Here is a 14963-nt window from a genome sequence, read left to right on the forward strand (position 1 = left end):
AAAGCGTCTTCTGTCAGCTCTGAATAACGTTCAGTTAAGGGATAATTGTAGGTTGGGTTGAATTCTAGGGGAACCTCAACAAATGCTGCTCACGATTGAGGTTTACTCCAAAGGCCCAACCTACAAGGGCTTTAGCTTTTTAGCCCTAAATGAAGTGTATTAGGTTTCTCAGTTAATTTCACAACCAGTGTTGTACAAGTCAAATTACCTGGGTGCGCGGTCTTTAGTTACGGATATTCCCTCATAATTTTTGTCTTGAACAACACGAGGATCGCCCATATCAGCGCCTCGATCGTTATCAAACCTTTGGCTGCGGATAACGTCAGTTGTTTCGGAAATATTTTCTCCCAACTTTTTGAGATTCTTCAAGCCAGTATTGCCAATACTCCCTCTGTCGCCTACATGGTCTTCAGCCATGTCTTTGACTTTCTCAATCGTTTCGCTGTCGATTGCGTAAGGATCGGCGGGATCAAAGCGGGTTTCTGCTGCTTGCGCTTGCACCGACACGCTGTTGCTAAAAGCCGGAATGACTAAGAATGCGAGCGCTGCAAAAAAAACTGTAACCAGGCGTAAGCCAATATTCTGTAGTCGCTTAATTGTTTGATTCATTTGGTTTCTCCATTACGAGTTTTAAAGTTTGAAGGCAGCAATTCAGCTGCCCTTTTTTAAGAATCCCATAGGATAAAATTCTTAACTTCTTCCGGAAGGTTGACCTTCTGTGGTGGCAATTTCGCCAGCTTCCATGAGCATTTTGAAGCGGCGGAGATCGTCTCCGATTTGCTGTTGTGGTGCTTCACCGAAAAGTTTAGCGATCGCTACCCCAACTGCACCGCCAGGCGGGTTATACTCAATGACAACTTTTACTTCTGTACCGCGATTGTTTGGTGCAGGCGTAAAACGAACAAAACCAGAGTTATCAATATCTGCGTCTTCAGCAGAAGCCCACGCAATAAACTCGTTTTCTTTCTGGTTAATTATGTCTGCATCCCACTCCACACTTGCGCCCAGGGGTGCATTAGCTATCCAGTGCGATCGCGTCTCATTGTAAACCGTCACAGACTTGAGATGCTTCATAAAGTTGGGCAGGTTCTCAAAGTTATGCCAAAAGCGATAAAGTTCGTCTGCTGGTTTATTTATAGTTACAGTTTTTTCAACTTTAATGGTGTCACTCATGCCTGCTTTTTCCTGTATGGTGTCTTGAATGCTTTTATCTGCTTTTGCGCCGTGATAAACTAAACTCCCGCCTGCGATCGCCATCAAGGCTCCCCTCAGAGAACGTTGCCTTAAACCCATTAGCACCATCGCGCCGCCGCTAATTAGCGAACCCCAACGTTCGACATCTGAGACATTGCTACTGCCACTATTTTCCGGCTGATTACTGGGTACGATATCTTGACTTGATGCCATTTCTTAATTTCCTCAATTGGTAATAGAAAAGTGGGGATTGGGATTGGAAGAATCTTGCCCAGTACATAGTACCTAGTCCCCAGTCTCCAACCCCTAACTAACAATTTGAACTTCTTTATTTTCTAGCCCTTCCTTAGAATGATCTAGACGGAGTTCTCCTTGCGGTTCAGCACGCAATTCTTCTGGAGTTTCTTCGCCTACACCTCCTTTGGCGACTGTGACACCACCATCAGCTAACCACAAAGCACCCGTAACATAACTTGCTTCATCCGAGGCGATAAAAGCATAGACATTTGCCATTTCTTCCCCTGTACCTGGAAAAGCTCCCCTGAAGCATTCCCTTGAAAAGGGGAAAAACACTAAAAATTAGGGTTGTAGGGTAGGTATTATTCACCCTACAAACTCCAAACTTACATCTTGACAGCAGGAGCGCTTGTCGGCTTGGCAGGCTTCACTTCTCCACTTGCCATGCGTGCTTTGTAGAGGGCTGCTAAACACTGCTCATACTTTGAAAGTTCCACTTCAATCTGCGTCAAAATTGCCGTTGTAACTGGATCGGTAAATTTCACCCGCAGGTTATTGACATCCACAACACCAGTTTGGAGATCGCCCATTGTCCGACGCAACAAATCGGTATCGTCACTACCTTGGAGGGCAGTTTTCAATTTGGCATATTTATCAGCAGCTTGCGCCGGGATCGAGAGGTTTTCGCCCAGTTCTTTGATGCGAGATTCCAGCATCAGGATGTGACGCTGTTTATTTTGAATCATGTCTTGCAGAAGCGATCGCAACTCCGGATCTGAAGTTTTTTCCGCATACTGCTCAAATGTTTCTTGCGAATAACGCTCACCCGTCAAAGCTGTATTCAAACCTTTAACAATATCGCCCTTGGTAGAGCCACCCCAAGAATCGGCTAGTTTCCACCATTCCGCAGTTATATCGTTCTCATTTGGTAAAGCCGCTTCTTTTCCACCGTAACCCAGACGGCTGAGAATTGCTGTGGTGAAAATTGGCAAATCTCCAGGTTGACGAGAAGTAATCAAGTTGCCATCAATTACCACTGGTTCATCTACATAATTTGCACCCGCATTGATTATGTCTTTGCGGATGGAAAAGAAGCCAGTAGCTTGTTTACCTTTGAGCAAGTCGCCTTCAATTAAAACTTGTGGCCCGTGACAAACAGCAGCTACCAGCTTTCCTGCTTCCATTGCGTCTTGTACGAAGCGGACTGTATTCGGGTTTGTCCGCATTGTGTCGGGAGCCATCCCACCGGGGATAATCACAGCATCGAAATCAAGCGCGATCGCTTCTGTTGTCGTGCCATCCGGTTTCATTGACAATTTGCCTTGTTTACCCATATAGTTCTCGTTCATCCGAGAACCGAGTACAACCACTTCCATTCCCGCCATTTGTAGCGCTTTATAAGGCACTTGAAACTCAGAATCTTCCACACCGTTTTCGATGAGGATAGCTACTTTTTTCTTGTTGGTGTTATTATTGCTAACTGTCATGCTTTTTCCTCCAATATCTTAAGTTATTTTGAAAAAAATTGGGCTATTCCCAGAAACCAAACAAGCAAAAGTTCCAATTTTACCTAACTTTCACTTAAAATTTTTTATTCCCTGCATGCTACGAATAGCTCCTGGTAATCGTCCGGAAAATTAGCGCGGATATCTTCAACACTTGGTGTCACCGCTGCTTGCAACACGGTAAATACTGCTCTCGCATGAATTGCGGCATCGGTAGAATTTACACCTTCTCTTTCACCGACACGCTGATAAAACTCTTTTAAAGAAAAGTATTGCCCGTTTTGACCTTCTCGTCCATGCAAACAATCTTTTAACTCCACAGGCAGATGTGAAGCCAAATCTTTTGCCTCGTCTCCCACGATAGGTTCTCTCAAAACTTCCATTGTGGCGCGAGTGGCACGTTCCGCTTCCTGACTATAGTTTAGCTGAGCAACGCTCTGAACCTGTTTAACAAATTGGTTGTAATTCACTTGCAACCTCCTACAAAAATCAGACTGAGGGCTGAGAGGGAGTTTTCTTGAGACACCAAGTTATTGCGTCTTAAACAAAGGGCAAAAATGAATTTTTATACTTTAATTGTGAGTGCGATCGCTTGATATTTCTTAACTAATTTCCGCTTTCACGCTTTGCACACTCACTCGCCCAAAAGAAAGGATTTTTTCCCAAAAGAAGCATTATCCCCTCTCAGCAAGCTTGCGCCACACCGTCAGGTGCGGCTATCTCAATCAATAACTATCTACCTACAGGCTGCGGTGCTGCAATCCGCTTTGCCAGCAATTCTTTGGCTCGTTCAGCGCGTTGGTACTCTTCGTCTTGCAGTTGTTGGAAAAACTCTATCAGTTCATCATCTCCAGCTTCCTCAGCGTCTTGGACGTAGATTTCATAGGTGCTGGCACCCTCTAGAGCGTGGTATAGTACGCTGATCAGGTTATAGTGTTCGTCTGCGGTTCCGGTGTATTGTTCATTATCGTGATCAGACATATTTTTTCCCTCCAATCAATAAGCGCTGACAATCCAGCCCGTTGGGCTGCGTCTTGCCTTTAAGCCTATGTATTCACTCCAAGAGTCTGCTTCGCTCCTAAGTGATAGATATGCAAGGTTGCAAATTCGCTCCAAAGTAATACGTATTTTTCACTACAAATAGCTATCCTTACATTTAATGACTTTAAATTTCCCTAAAATCTTCAAAAAATTAAAGTTTTAGGAGTAATTACTTAGGCATTTATCTAAACGCGCCACTTTTTCCTCCTATTTGAGGATTCACAGGAATCTCTAGGCGAGATATTATGTATAAAAAATTATGGCGCTACCGCAGGAAATTACCGTATCCTATGGGATTGGTGTTCCCAAAAAACCGGGAGTATACATCAACAGGGGCATTTTTGTAGTTGAATAAAACAATATCTGTTGCCCAGAGGAAGATTCTTTTAGGAAGCGATCGCGTTTTTTGCAGTTAAGAACTAATTTCGACTTAATATAGCAATTCTATTTGAGTTGTGAGCCAGCCCTTCAGATGCGCGACTTCTCCGAGAAGTCGGGCATCTCGCTTTCACAAATTATTTAGGACTGCTATAGCATTTTAAATTGCAGTCAATTAGAGTGCAGGCTGTTTCGCTTAATTGTACAAGTTAAACTTACAATTATTCTATTAACAGTTAGGAGTCTTTGCTAATTTCTTCTATCTCGCAAACTACCCGATCTAACTCGTCAATTAATTGTATTGAACTAGCTTTACGAAATGCCTTAACCAGAGAACGATAATACCAAAGCGTTCCTTCTTTGCCTCCTTTGAAACGTTCCCAAAGCGACTCGCCCACAACACGGTAATCATTTAAAATTGAGCGAGCGTTGTGCAGTTTATCGGCAGCAGAAACAAGAAGTATGCTTTGGGAAGCTGTGGGAAGGTGGGCGATATAAGCTTCTTTACGCTGTCGCCAAGGCGGTTTGGGTGTAATGTCAGAATCAGTGCAACCGTCTACAATTTCTGTGACGGTATCCCCGAACCTGCGGCGAATTTCTTCCCGCGTAGCGGCACCGCCTTGATCTTCGATAGCATCATGGAGTAAGGCTGCGATCGCTTCCTCTTCATTAGCACCATGCTCTAGCACAATACTGGCAACTGCAAGTAAATGAGCAATGTATGGGACACCTGAACCTTTGCGAGTTTGGTTCGCGTGCAGATGAGTAGCAAAGGTTAGGGCTTCGGTAAAGCGTTCTGAAAGCATAATTTCTGTAATAGGGTGATGGGGACTGGGGACTAGGTAAGACTTTTTCCTCTTCCCCAATCCCCAATCCCCAATCCCCAATCCCCAATCCCCAATCCCCATTTTCAGTGTAATCCTGCCTGCCAAATTCCAATGTAGACGCGATCGCTCCTATCTCTCTCAATCACACCTTTAAGGGCTTTAACAGAAAAAGAATACTTGCGAGACTGACGCTGCTTTACTTGTTGTAACCCCTGCTTGATTTCATCGTTGATTTGGCAACCCAACATACTATTCAACGTCACCAACATTACCTGATGGTCTACTTCTTGGGCGAAAGCTGCCTCAGTTTGACGTACCATTCCTGAAGCTTTGTCAAGTAGAAAACCGAGGCTAACTTCGTCTGGTACTAATTGATAGAATATGGCACGAGTATTGGGCCAGTAGCCTCGGAGATTTCCGCTAGGAGCGCCCAGAATGTTTTGGACAACGCTATTATGTACTCCTGGTTGGAATCCTGGTATGCCTACACCCAAGGGAATATCTTTACATATATCAAAGTCAAATTCCTCTAGGATCGGCTCAGTCCTTAACCCAGGTGGTAGATCTAAAATCCGAGCCGGTAGATTAGAAGGATCGGCGCTGAGAAATAATTCTGGTAATGGTACCGAGAACGGCGATGCGTGTGTTGGTTTAGCCAGAAGAAAACTGGCAGCTATACACGCATTAGTCAAAATTATGCGGTGAAACCTTTTCACCATATTTTTTTACTATTTTTATATCAACACGTATTTAGCCATAAAAAGCTGCTGTTTCTACCCCAGAAAATGCTGAAAGGATATAAATCAGCAGCACCAACCATATTCAGATTTGACGCAAGAGCGATCGCTCTTGGTTCCCCAGATAAGAGATGCGATCGCATATTTTCTCGTTTCCTAGGGAAACGAAAAACTCCGACTCAGCTTGCACTCAAATGCAAACCAATTCATAATTATGCTTGCATAACCCATGAAGAGTGCATCACTTTTCACAGGCTTTTCGCCATTTCTCACGCCAATCATCATTATCTTTTAAGTTATCTTCCTGCGCTTTCCGAAATCGCTCCCGCCAATCACCATTATCTTTTAATTTATCTTCCTGCGCTTTACGCAATCGCTCTTGCCACTCTCTCAGGGGGCTGTCGTTGGCAATTCTTGGTGCGCCCATGCCCAACAATCCCAGCCATTCCTGTACCGACTGCGATCGCTCCTCTGGCTTTAATGCTATACCTTTGAGAATAGCGCGATTTATGTGATCGCTCAGCAGCGAATTTATCTGCTTGGGTGGCTCCAGTCGCATTCCATAAGCTCTCATTGGTGAAGGCAGCGGCACTTGTGCAGTTAACAAAGTATACAGCGTCGCCGCCAAAGAATAAACATCAGTATAAGCACCCCTTTTCCCCCGCCAATCATACTGCTCAATTGGCGCAAAGCCACTAGAGCAAAATTCCGTCTGTGTCTGCGTCAAATTTGGGGTAAACTCGCGGGCGATGCCAAAGTCTATCAGCACAGCTTCAGTCTTACCCTTTCGCAACATGATATTCAGGGGCTTCACATCCCGGTGCAGTAAACCACGCTCATGAACAACCGTCAGCGCATCACCAATCTGTTGAATGTACCGTAATGCTTCGGTTTCGGGCAAAATCCCTTGATTCCAAACGTGAGAAGCTAGACTTTCCCCATCGATATATTCCATCACAATGCACCATAGCCCAGCCTCCTGAACCACCTCATCAATTTTCACGATATGAGGATGATTAAATTTGGACAGTCGCAGCGCCTCATTCAGGAAATCCTGCTGAAGTTTGGCAAAGTCGCACCAGCGTTGCACCCAACTATTTAGGGTTTTAACTACCAGCAGATTACCTTTTTTGTTCTTCACCAGATAGGTAATCCCAAAACCACCTTGCCCTAGCACTTTTTCGATAGTGTACTTGCCGTTCTGCAACTTTTGCCCAGGATTCCAAGCCATTTTCAAGCCTCCAAGACGCTTGCATCGGTTTATGAGATAGGCTGAAGCGATGCCTTGTTTAGTACATTTGTACCATACTTAAGGCGTAAATACAAGCAATTTTTCTTCCCAGCCAGAAAGAGGAAGTTAATACAAAGCAGAGCCTGTTTATTTGCCTTCCCAGGCTGTGCCTGGGAACGAGAGCTATTGCAACGTGATTGACACTGCGCTAGAGAATCGCTAGACTAAATTTAACGTTAACGTCAATGTCTGCGGATCAACTAGAGCGTGACTGAAAAAATGCGAATCGGAGAGCTTGCCCTCAAAGCAGGCGTGACTCCGCGAACAATTCGCTACTACGAGGATCTGGGGTTACTTGGCCCTGCTGAGCGGCAAGGCAAAGGCTTTCGCTACTACACGGAGCTTGAACTAGCCAGACTCCGCAAAATTGATGCGCTCAAAGGATTGGGATTAAGCCTGGAAGAGATTAGCAGTATCATCGACCTGTTTTTTGAAGAACCGACGATGTTACGGGGTAAGCAGAAACTACTGGAAATTCTGCAAACTCATCTTCAGGAGACTGACGAAAAAATCGCCGCTTTAGAGCAGTTTCGCGAGGATTTGCAAGCTAATATCGCCAGGATACAGCAATATATCGAGGAGGTCAGCAACCAGTAATTTTTTTACAATTAATCTAACGTTAACGTTAAGGTAATATAGTTAGGAGGTGGAAACCAGTATGCTTATACAGCATTTCCAGATGCTGGCACGATACAACAGACTCTCAAATCGCAAACTTTATGAAACTTGCGCTTTGCTTTCGGATGCAGAACGCCAGAAGATTAGGCCAGCCTTTTTCAAAAGTATCCACGGGACACTAAATCATATTATGGTGGGCGATCGCATCTGGTTGACACGTTTCCAGGGCCAAGAAATCCCATCCACCGGACTCAACGCCATCCTTTATGAAGACTTCGACCAACTCAACCAAGCGCGTGTAGCAGAAGATGAGCGGATTGAAAGCTTTGCCTCTGGTTTAACCGAAGAATTTTTGGCGGGTACGATTCAGTACCGAAATAACGCCGGAAAAATTTATACCGATCCCGTTAATTTGTTAGTCGCCCACTTTTTCAATCACCAGACACACCACCGGGGGCAAATTCACGACATGATAACCCAGACAGAAATCGCCCCCCCAGTTCTGGATATGCACCGGATTGTTCGACCGTAACTTGATAAGGAGAAAAGGAACAATGAAAGTACGCAAACTCGGAAGCCAAGGATTGATGGTTTCGGAACTGGGACTGGGATGTATGGGAATGTCCGAGTTCTACGGCGCAGGCGATGAAGCCCAATCAATTGATACCATTCACCGCGCACTCGATCTCGGTGTCACTCTGCTCGATACGGCTGATATGTACGGAACAGGGGAGAATGAAAAGCTGGTAGGAAAAGCTATTAAAGACCGTCGCGATGCGGTCGTACTAGCCACAAAATTCGGCATCCAACGTGGCGAGGATAGTAGTTTCCGAGGTATTAATGGCAGTCCGGAATACGTGCAGCAGGCGTGCGATGCTTCGCTGCAACGGCTTGGACTTGATTACATTGACCTCTACTACCAGCACCGCGTCGATCCCAACGTTCCCATTGAGGAAACACTCGGCGCAATGGCAGAATTAGTCAAGCAAGGCAAAGTCCGCTTCCTGGGGCTTTCTGAAGCTGCTCCGGCGACGATTCGACGCGCCCATGCAGTTCACCCGATTACTGCTTTGCAATCAGAATACTCGCTTTGGCAGCGCGAGCCTGAAGATGAGATTTTACCCACAGTACGGGAATTGGGAATTGGCTTTGTGGCATATAGTCCACTTGGACGGGGGTTTCTTTCAGGACAAATTACCAGTCCCGATAATTTTGCTCCCGATGATTACCGCCAGCATTTGCCACGCTTCCAAGGCGAGAATTTTCAAAAGAATCTGCAACTCGTTGAACGGGTGAAGGAAATTGCCAGCGAAAAGGGTGTCACGCCGGGACAACTAGCTTTAGCGTGGTTGCTCGCGCAGGGAGACGATATCGTACCGATCCCCGGAACCAAACGCCGCGCCTACTTGGAGGAGAATGTGGCAGCAGCTGCCATTACCTTAACTCAACAAGAGCGATCGCGCCTTGACGAAGTAGCACCCAAGAACGTTGCAGCGGGCGATCGCTACGCGGATATGAGTTCCGTAAATCGTTAAGGAATTGCCCTTAACGAGAATACCAAAAATTTTAGTTCGCGCCACAGGAGTAGGTGTGGTGCGATTCTGTTAATCTCTAACTTTGCAATGGCAGCTTAACTGTAAACGTGCTACCCACTCCAACTTCACTACTTACTTCAATATTGCCACCGTGCAATTCCACGAACTTTTTGACAATGGATAATCCCAGCCCCGTACCAGGAATCTTACCCACATTTCCCGCTCGATGAAACACTTCAAACAGTCGTTTTTGGTCATTTACAGGAATCCCAATACCTTGATCCTTAACTTGGATAATTGCCTCGTGATTTCGACAAGAAAGTTCAAAAAATACCTCACCTCCTGCGGGTGAATACTTAATAGCATTTGAAAGCAAATTAATAAAAATATGCCGCAGCAGTTTTTCATCCATATAAGCTAAGGTACAACAATTTGTTGTCGAACCTGCTTCCGATTCCTGACTTTGTTCATCAACGTCTCCGCCTTTAAAAACAAAATTGACCGCCTTACCTGCATTACTAAACTGCATCTCTTCCACCAAGTCCAAGCAAAACTTTGCTAAATCTAGGGTAGCTGGATTCATCTCTAATTTTCCAACTTCCGCTTTACTGATTGTCAGAATATCCTCTAACAACTGCGTCATATTTCGAGCAGCAAATCGAATCCGCTGAAAGTACAAGTTTTTTTGCTCTTTACTGGCAACATCGCTATACTTTTCCAGCAATTCAGCAGATATTGTAATAATATTGAGCGGATTGCGGAACTCGTGCGACATTATAGAAACAAAGTTGAATTTACTTTCATTTAATTCTTTTTGTTTCTCCAGCTCCCGGCGAATCTCTTCAGCTTGCTGACGCTCTGTAATATCGCGACAGTTAACAACAATACTTGCTAGTTCTGGCAAATAAATAATCTTTTTACAAACAGCTTCAAGCACACGCCAATAACCATTTTGATGCTGAAATCTAAATTTGATAAATAACCTACTGCTGGGATCATTAAGTGCTTGATATAGGTTATTAATAACTTCATTTACATCCTCAGGGTGAATGTAAACAAAGAGGTTTTTTTCAAGTAATTCTTCTGATTCGTAACCCAAAACTCTATGAACAGAGGGGCTTATATAACACACATTGCCATCAGGACTCAGAACTGTAATAATATCTAAAGCATTTTCAATGAGAGAGCGAAATCGTTCTTCTTTCTCGCGTAAAGCTTGTTCCGCTTCCCTTCGTTTTCGCCGCTGGAGGGCTTCACGTAACTCGCGCTCAACAGCAGGGATAAGTCGCGCCAAGTTGCCTTTCGTGATGTAGTCAGAAGCTCCAGCTTTCATAGCATCAACAGCCATCTCCTCACCGATGGTTCCTGACACAATAATGAATGGTATATCCAGTTTCTTCTCCTGCAACAAACTCAAAGCAGCAGGAGCGCTAAAGCAAGGCATAGAGTAATCAGCAATGACAATATCCCAATGCTGTTTATCAAGCGCTGCTATGAAAGCATCTGCTGTGTCCACCCGTTCGTATATAGGATGGTAATCACCGCGCTTTAGTTCATATATTAGCAGTTCAGCATCTTCTTCTAAATCTTCAACTATTAGAACACGCAGCTGTAACTTCATCTGCATTCCTCACAGTGGCTGTTCGCTTAAAGGCCGTCAGCAGATTGCTGAGTGCTTGACGGCTGGTATAAATTGTACATAATATACATTGACAATACAAACATGACAAAAAGCTGTAACCTTTGATTAGGTACTACTACTTGCTTGCTTTGGTGACGAGTAACTGCCGGACAAAGTTTTTTGCAGCCGTTAGCATGTAGCAGGGCCTAAACTTAATAAGTTTTAATTTTATGCAGCTTTGAATCTGGGAAAAAACTGGGGTTGGCTGTGCGTGCCACGGCTAGACGGAAAAAGGCTCAACTACTAATCAAATACCTTTACCCGATTGCCAGGTACTATCAACTCATAGGTAATACTGCTTCAATTAAAAGCCAGTTAAGTTAATTTTTTTACCTAGAATAGGTTTTTAACAATATCTTTTTTTTATTAAGTAGATAGATATAGTTATTTGTTAGGATAGGTAGAGTAGCATTACCCATCAAAGCATATTAATGTTGCGTGGGTTTCCAATGTTCCAGCCTACGTTAGATATTTAGTTCAATTATGTCTACCTAGTTGGCAAAGTTGTAATTTCCCCCCCGAAAGAGCGTGCAGTAGGTTGAGCCATGTTCTACCTCGCTTTCAACCGATACGCGATCGCTGCAAAGCTTCTTGGGAGCGATCGCTACCTCCACCCCCTCTTGGGAATTCTGCCTTTGAGCTGCACCGAAACCTATTTAGCAATATTTGAGGCAATTAAGCTAGAATTGTTACGGCTTCTTTACAGCATTCCTCTTAGATGACAAATTCTGTTAAAGAGCTTCTTAAATTTAACTGAGTCGCAGTACCAACTCTGGAACGCTCCTATGAGTCTCCCCATTCGCAACGTCGCAATCATTGCCCACGTCGATCACGGCAAAACCACCCTTGTTGATGCCCTCCTCAAACAATCTGGCATCTTCCGCGAAGGGGAAGACGTTCCTGATTGCGTCATGGATTCCAACGCCCTAGAGAGGGAGCGGGGCATCACAATTTTGTCGAAAAACACCGCCGTCAGATACAAAGAAACCCTAATCAATATTATCGATACCCCCGGACACGCCGATTTTGGCGGCGAAGTCGAACGGGTGTTAGGCATGGTCGATGGTTGTATCCTGATTGTGGATGCCAATGAAGGCCCCATGCCGCAGACACGATTTGTGCTGAAAAAAGCCCTAGAAAAGGGATTGCGCCCTATCGTTGTCGTAAATAAAATCGACCGTCCTCAAGCTGATCCCCACGGCGCAATTGATAAAGTATTGGATCTGTTTTTGGAACTGGGCGCAGATGACGATCAGTGCGATTTCCCTTATCTGTTTGCTTCCGGTATCAATGGTTATGCCAGAAACAACCTGGAATCCGACAACATGGATATGCAGCCCATGTTTGAGGCAATTCTGCACCATGTCGCGCCACCTGTAGGCGATCCGAATAAGCCTTTACAACTGCAAGTGACAACCCTGGATTATTCCGAATATCTGGGTCGGATTGTGATTGGGAAAATCCATAACGGCACAATCCGAATGGGGCAACAAGTGGCTTTGGTGACGGAAACCAGTGCCATTGTGAAAGGCAAAATCTCGAAGTTGATGGGTTTTGAAGGCTTAAAGCGAATTGATTTGGAAGAAGCCTCTGCGGGAAATATTGTGGCGGTGGCTGGTTTTGCGGATGCGAATATTGGCGAGACAATTACTTGCCCGAACGAACCGCAAGCTTTGCCACTGATTAAGGTGGATGAGCCTACCTTACAAATGACCTTCTCGGTGAACGATTCGCCGTTTGCCGGACAGGAAGGGACAATGGTGACATCAAGACAAGTACGCGATCGCCTGTTCCGCGAACTCGAAACAAACGTCGCCCTGCGTGTCGAAGATACCGACTCTCCCGATAAATTACTCGTTTCCGGTCGAGGCGAACTTCACCTCGGCATCTTGATTGAAACCATGCGTCGGGAAGGCTATGAATTTCAAGTTTCCCAGCCGCAGGTGATTTTCCGCGAAGTCAGCGGTCAACCCTGCGAACCTTACGAATGTTTGGTGTTGGATGTCCCGCAAGAAGCTAGCGGTGGCTGTATCGAGCGTTTGGGACAGCGCAAGGGCGAAATGCAAGATATGCAGATCAGTACCACTGGTCGCACTCAACTAGAATTTGTAATTCCTGCCCGTGGTTTAATCGGCTTCCGGGGTGAATTCATGCGCCTCACCCGTGGCGAAGGGATTATGAACCACAGTTTCCTAGACTATCGCCCCATCACCAGCGATATGGAAACTCGCCGCAACGGTGTCTTAATTTCATTTGAAGAAGGCGTTGCTACCTTCTACGCGATGAAGAATGCTGAGGATCGGGGTGCGTTCTTTATCACTCCGGGTACCAAAGTTTACAAAGGTATGATTGTCGGGGAACACAACCGTCAACAAGACTTGGAACTCAATGTCTGCAAGGCGAAGCAGCTGACCAACCACCGTGCCTCTGGCGGTGATGAGTTAGTGCAGTTGCAAGCGCCAATAGATATGAGCTTAGAGCGGGCTTTGGAATACATCGGATCAGATGAATTGGTAGAAGTAACGCCCAAGTCAATTCGTCTGCGGAAGCTGGCGAAGAAGCTGGCGAAGCGCTAATTATCCCAGGTAGCACGCAGGTTGAAACCTGTGGCTACACAAAAAAGCCCGCCTGCGCGGGCTTTTTTATTTGGGGTGTCACATCATCTTCGGTTGATGGGATCTGAGATTACATCCAGCTGCGAGTCGAGGAGTTAGAAGCATCAACCCCACCTGTACGAATACGGCGATCTAGATCGTTGGGATCTGGGGAAGCGTTCAAGGCTTCCTCAAGGGTAATCCGACCCTCCAGCATTTCATTGTAGAGAGCCTGATTCATCACCTGCATACCGTCGTACTGGTCGTTTTCCATTAACCGGAATGCCTCCTCATTTTCACCTTTGAGCAGGTAATCTTGCATTGCAGGTGTATTAATTAAAATATCGTGAACTGCTGTGCGCCGACTATCTGTGGTAGGAAGTAGGAGTTGGGCTACTACAGCTATCAGAGATTGAGTAATCTGTATCCGCATCACTGGCTGTTCATCTGCTTTATAGAGGTTTAACAAACGATCCACAGCACCGATAGCGCTTCTGGTGTGCAGAGTCCCCAAAACTAAGTGACCCGTTTGGGATGCTTGCAAAGCTGTTTCAATGGTAATGCGATCGCGCATTTCCCCAATCAGAATCACATCCGGGTCTTCCCGCAAAACTGCCCGTAGCGCCTCGTGAAAGTCATTGGTATGCAAACCAACTTCCCGCTGACTAAGTAGGCAATTTTGCGAAGAGTGAACAAATTCAATCGGGTCTTCAATTGTCACAATGTGCTTATTCATCGTCTCGTTCAGATGACGAATCATTGCTGCAAGTGTAGTTGATTTCCCCGATCCCGTAGGCCCTGTAACTAGGATTAGTCCTTGGGGTTTTGACACAATGTCTTTGAGGACTTGTGGTAAGTTTAAACTATCAATAGAAGGGACATCCAGAGTGATTAAGCGCAGCACCATCGCTCCGCCCATCAGAGTCTCAAAGCAGTTCACCCGACAGCGCACGAAACCTGGATAGAAAATCGCTGTATCCAACTCTTTTTTCTCAGCGAATTGCTTTCGCTGAACTGGACTCAGAATCTCTGCCAGGTATCTTTCAAAGATTTCTGGTGTCACCCTAATCTGACTTTCAGATGAGGTAATCTGACCTCGAACCCTAAATCTGGTAACTTGCCCCACTCTAATGTGAATGTCAGAGGCTTTGTGATGAAACGCTTCCTTAACCAATTGTTTAATGGAAGTATTAACGTTGCTGACCTCTGGTAGTCGCCCTGTCTGCATCTGAGGAGGGGGTGGCGGTGGTGGCATATGTGGAGGAGCCTGAGGCTTCAATTTGCCAGCATCATGGATTTGTGTCATTTTTCCGGTTTTCGCGAGG

General features: G+C 45.4%; 16 protein-coding genes and 1 pseudogene. 5 read left to right on the forward strand and 12 right to left on the reverse strand.

Annotated elements, in window-relative coordinates:
* Positions 1-204: 204 nt before the first annotated feature.
* From H6F63_RS26660 to H6F63_RS26705, 10 genes and pseudogenes are all read right to left on the reverse strand, one after another.
* A complete protein-coding gene (locus H6F63_RS26660) occupies positions 205-609 on the reverse strand; it encodes a hypothetical protein (protein ID WP_190640334.1) in 405 nt (134 codons plus the stop codon).
* 81 nt (positions 610-690) lie between these two features.
* Positions 691-1407, reverse strand: a complete 717-nt coding sequence (locus tag H6F63_RS26665; RefSeq protein WP_190640335.1) for an SRPBCC family protein — start codon at positions 1405-1407, stop codon at positions 691-693.
* A 93-nt stretch (positions 1408-1500) separates the two neighbouring features.
* Positions 1501-1722, reverse strand: a pseudogene (locus H6F63_RS26670) (SDR family oxidoreductase); the annotation flags it as partial.
* Between the two features lie 95 nt (positions 1723-1817).
* Positions 1818-2918, reverse strand: coding sequence for a DJ-1/PfpI/YhbO family deglycase/protease (locus H6F63_RS26675; protein ID WP_190640336.1), 1101 nt, complete (start codon positions 2916-2918; stop codon positions 1818-1820).
* Between the two features lie 104 nt (positions 2919-3022).
* Positions 3023-3406 carry a DUF2267 domain-containing protein gene (locus tag H6F63_RS26680; RefSeq protein WP_190640337.1) on the reverse strand — a complete coding sequence of 128 codons (384 nt, stop codon included), beginning with the start codon at positions 3404-3406 and terminating at the stop codon, positions 3023-3025.
* A 262-nt stretch (positions 3407-3668) separates the two neighbouring features.
* Entirely contained in the window at positions 3669-3917 is a 249-nt protein-coding gene (locus H6F63_RS26685) for a hypothetical protein (RefSeq protein ID WP_190422848.1), read from the reverse strand.
* Positions 3918-4591: 674 nt separating this feature from the next.
* Positions 4592-5161 (reverse strand): HD domain-containing protein, encoded by a 570-nt coding sequence (locus H6F63_RS26690; protein WP_190640370.1) that lies wholly within the window; start codon positions 5159-5161, stop codon positions 4592-4594.
* A gap of 104 nt (positions 5162-5265) precedes the next feature.
* The gene (locus tag H6F63_RS26695) at positions 5266-5901 is read right to left on the reverse strand and encodes a hypothetical protein (protein WP_199298305.1); all 636 of its coding nucleotides are present in this window, start codon (positions 5899-5901) and stop codon (positions 5266-5268) included.
* Between the two features lie 20 nt (positions 5902-5921).
* Complete coding sequence (locus H6F63_RS26700) at positions 5922-6062, reverse strand: hypothetical protein (RefSeq protein WP_190422852.1); 141 nt, start codon at positions 6060-6062, stop codon at positions 5922-5924.
* 98 nt (positions 6063-6160) lie between these two features.
* On the reverse strand, positions 6161-7150 hold the full coding sequence (locus H6F63_RS26705) for a serine/threonine-protein kinase (protein WP_190640338.1): 990 nt from the start codon (positions 7148-7150) through the stop codon (positions 6161-6163).
* 267 nt (positions 7151-7417) lie between these two features.
* On the opposite strand from H6F63_RS26705, the gene H6F63_RS26710 reads away from it, so the two are divergent.
* The 3 genes from H6F63_RS26710 to H6F63_RS26720 all read left to right on the forward strand — a co-directional run bounded on the left by H6F63_RS26710 (position 7418) and on the right by H6F63_RS26720 (position 9363).
* A complete protein-coding gene (locus H6F63_RS26710) occupies positions 7418-7807 on the forward strand; it encodes a MerR family transcriptional regulator (RefSeq protein WP_347276841.1) in 390 nt (129 codons plus the stop codon).
* A gap of 61 nt (positions 7808-7868) precedes the next feature.
* A complete protein-coding gene (locus tag H6F63_RS26715) occupies positions 7869-8360 on the forward strand; it encodes a DinB family protein (RefSeq protein WP_190426082.1) in 492 nt (163 codons plus the stop codon).
* A gap of 22 nt (positions 8361-8382) precedes the next feature.
* Positions 8383-9363 carry an aldo/keto reductase gene (locus H6F63_RS26720; RefSeq protein WP_190640339.1) on the forward strand — a complete coding sequence of 327 codons (981 nt, stop codon included), beginning with the start codon at positions 8383-8385 and terminating at the stop codon, positions 9361-9363.
* A 76-nt stretch (positions 9364-9439) separates the two neighbouring features.
* On the opposite strand, the gene H6F63_RS26725 is transcribed toward H6F63_RS26720, so the two are convergent.
* The gene (locus H6F63_RS26725; protein WP_190640340.1) at positions 9440-10984 is read right to left on the reverse strand and encodes an ATP-binding protein; all 1545 of its coding nucleotides are present in this window, start codon (positions 10982-10984) and stop codon (positions 9440-9442) included.
* A 605-nt stretch (positions 10985-11589) separates the two neighbouring features.
* Here H6F63_RS26725 and H6F63_RS26730 point away from each other — a divergent pair.
* Together H6F63_RS26730 and typA are read left to right on the forward strand one after the other, a co-directional pair.
* Complete coding sequence (locus H6F63_RS26730) at positions 11590-11766, forward strand: hypothetical protein (RefSeq protein WP_190640341.1); 177 nt, start codon at positions 11590-11592, stop codon at positions 11764-11766.
* Positions 11767-11829: 63 nt separating this feature from the next.
* Positions 11830-13620, forward strand: a complete 1791-nt coding sequence (gene typA, locus H6F63_RS26735) for a translational GTPase TypA (protein ID WP_190640342.1) — start codon at positions 11830-11832, stop codon at positions 13618-13620.
* A 109-nt stretch (positions 13621-13729) separates the two neighbouring features.
* On the opposite strand, the gene H6F63_RS26740 is transcribed toward typA, so the two are convergent.
* Complete coding sequence (locus tag H6F63_RS26740; protein WP_190640343.1) at positions 13730-14944, reverse strand: PilT/PilU family type 4a pilus ATPase; 1215 nt, start codon at positions 14942-14944, stop codon at positions 13730-13732.
* Positions 14945-14963: the final 19 nt, after the last annotated feature.

The sequence above is a fragment of the Trichocoleus sp. FACHB-40 genome, assembly GCF_014695915.1.
Classification (GTDB): Bacteria; Cyanobacteriota; Cyanobacteriia; order Cyanobacteriales; family FACHB-T130; genus Funiculus; species Funiculus sociatus.

Excerpts from the sequence above, each read along its gene's own strand:
- H6F63_RS26660 (WP_190640334.1), bottom strand. The coding sequence starts at position 609 with ATGAATCAAACAATTAAGCGACTACAGAATATTGGCTTACGCCTGGTT.
- H6F63_RS26665 (WP_190640335.1), bottom strand. The coding sequence starts at position 1,407 with ATGGCATCAAGTCAAGATATCGTACCCAGTAATCAGCCGGAAAATAGT.
- H6F63_RS26675 (WP_190640336.1), bottom strand. The coding sequence starts at position 2,918 with ATGACAGTTAGCAATAATAACACCAACAAGAAAAAAGTAGCTATCCTC.
- H6F63_RS26685 (WP_190422848.1), bottom strand. The coding sequence starts at position 3,917 with ATGTCTGATCACGATAATGAACAATACACCGGAACCGCAGACGAACAC.
- H6F63_RS26690 (WP_190640370.1), bottom strand. The coding sequence starts at position 5,161 with ATGCTTTCAGAACGCTTTACCGAAGCCCTAACCTTTGCTACTCATCTG.
- H6F63_RS26695 (WP_199298305.1), bottom strand. The coding sequence starts at position 5,901 with ATGGTGAAAAGGTTTCACCGCATAATTTTGACTAATGCGTGTATAGCT.
- H6F63_RS26700 (WP_190422852.1), bottom strand. The coding sequence starts at position 6,062 with ATGCGATCGCATCTCTTATCTGGGGAACCAAGAGCGATCGCTCTTGCG.
- H6F63_RS26705 (WP_190640338.1), bottom strand. The coding sequence starts at position 7,150 with ATGGCTTGGAATCCTGGGCAAAAGTTGCAGAACGGCAAGTACACTATC.
- H6F63_RS26715 (WP_190426082.1), top strand. The coding sequence starts at position 7,869 with ATGCTTATACAGCATTTCCAGATGCTGGCACGATACAACAGACTCTCA.
- H6F63_RS26720 (WP_190640339.1), top strand. The coding sequence starts at position 8,383 with ATGAAAGTACGCAAACTCGGAAGCCAAGGATTGATGGTTTCGGAACTG.
- H6F63_RS26725 (WP_190640340.1), bottom strand. The coding sequence starts at position 10,984 with ATGAAGTTACAGCTGCGTGTTCTAATAGTTGAAGATTTAGAAGAAGAT.
- H6F63_RS26730 (WP_190640341.1), top strand. The coding sequence starts at position 11,590 with ATGTTCTACCTCGCTTTCAACCGATACGCGATCGCTGCAAAGCTTCTT.
- typA (WP_190640342.1), top strand. The coding sequence starts at position 11,830 with ATGAGTCTCCCCATTCGCAACGTCGCAATCATTGCCCACGTCGATCAC.
- H6F63_RS26740 (WP_190640343.1), bottom strand. The coding sequence starts at position 14,944 with ATGACACAAATCCATGATGCTGGCAAATTGAAGCCTCAGGCTCCTCCA.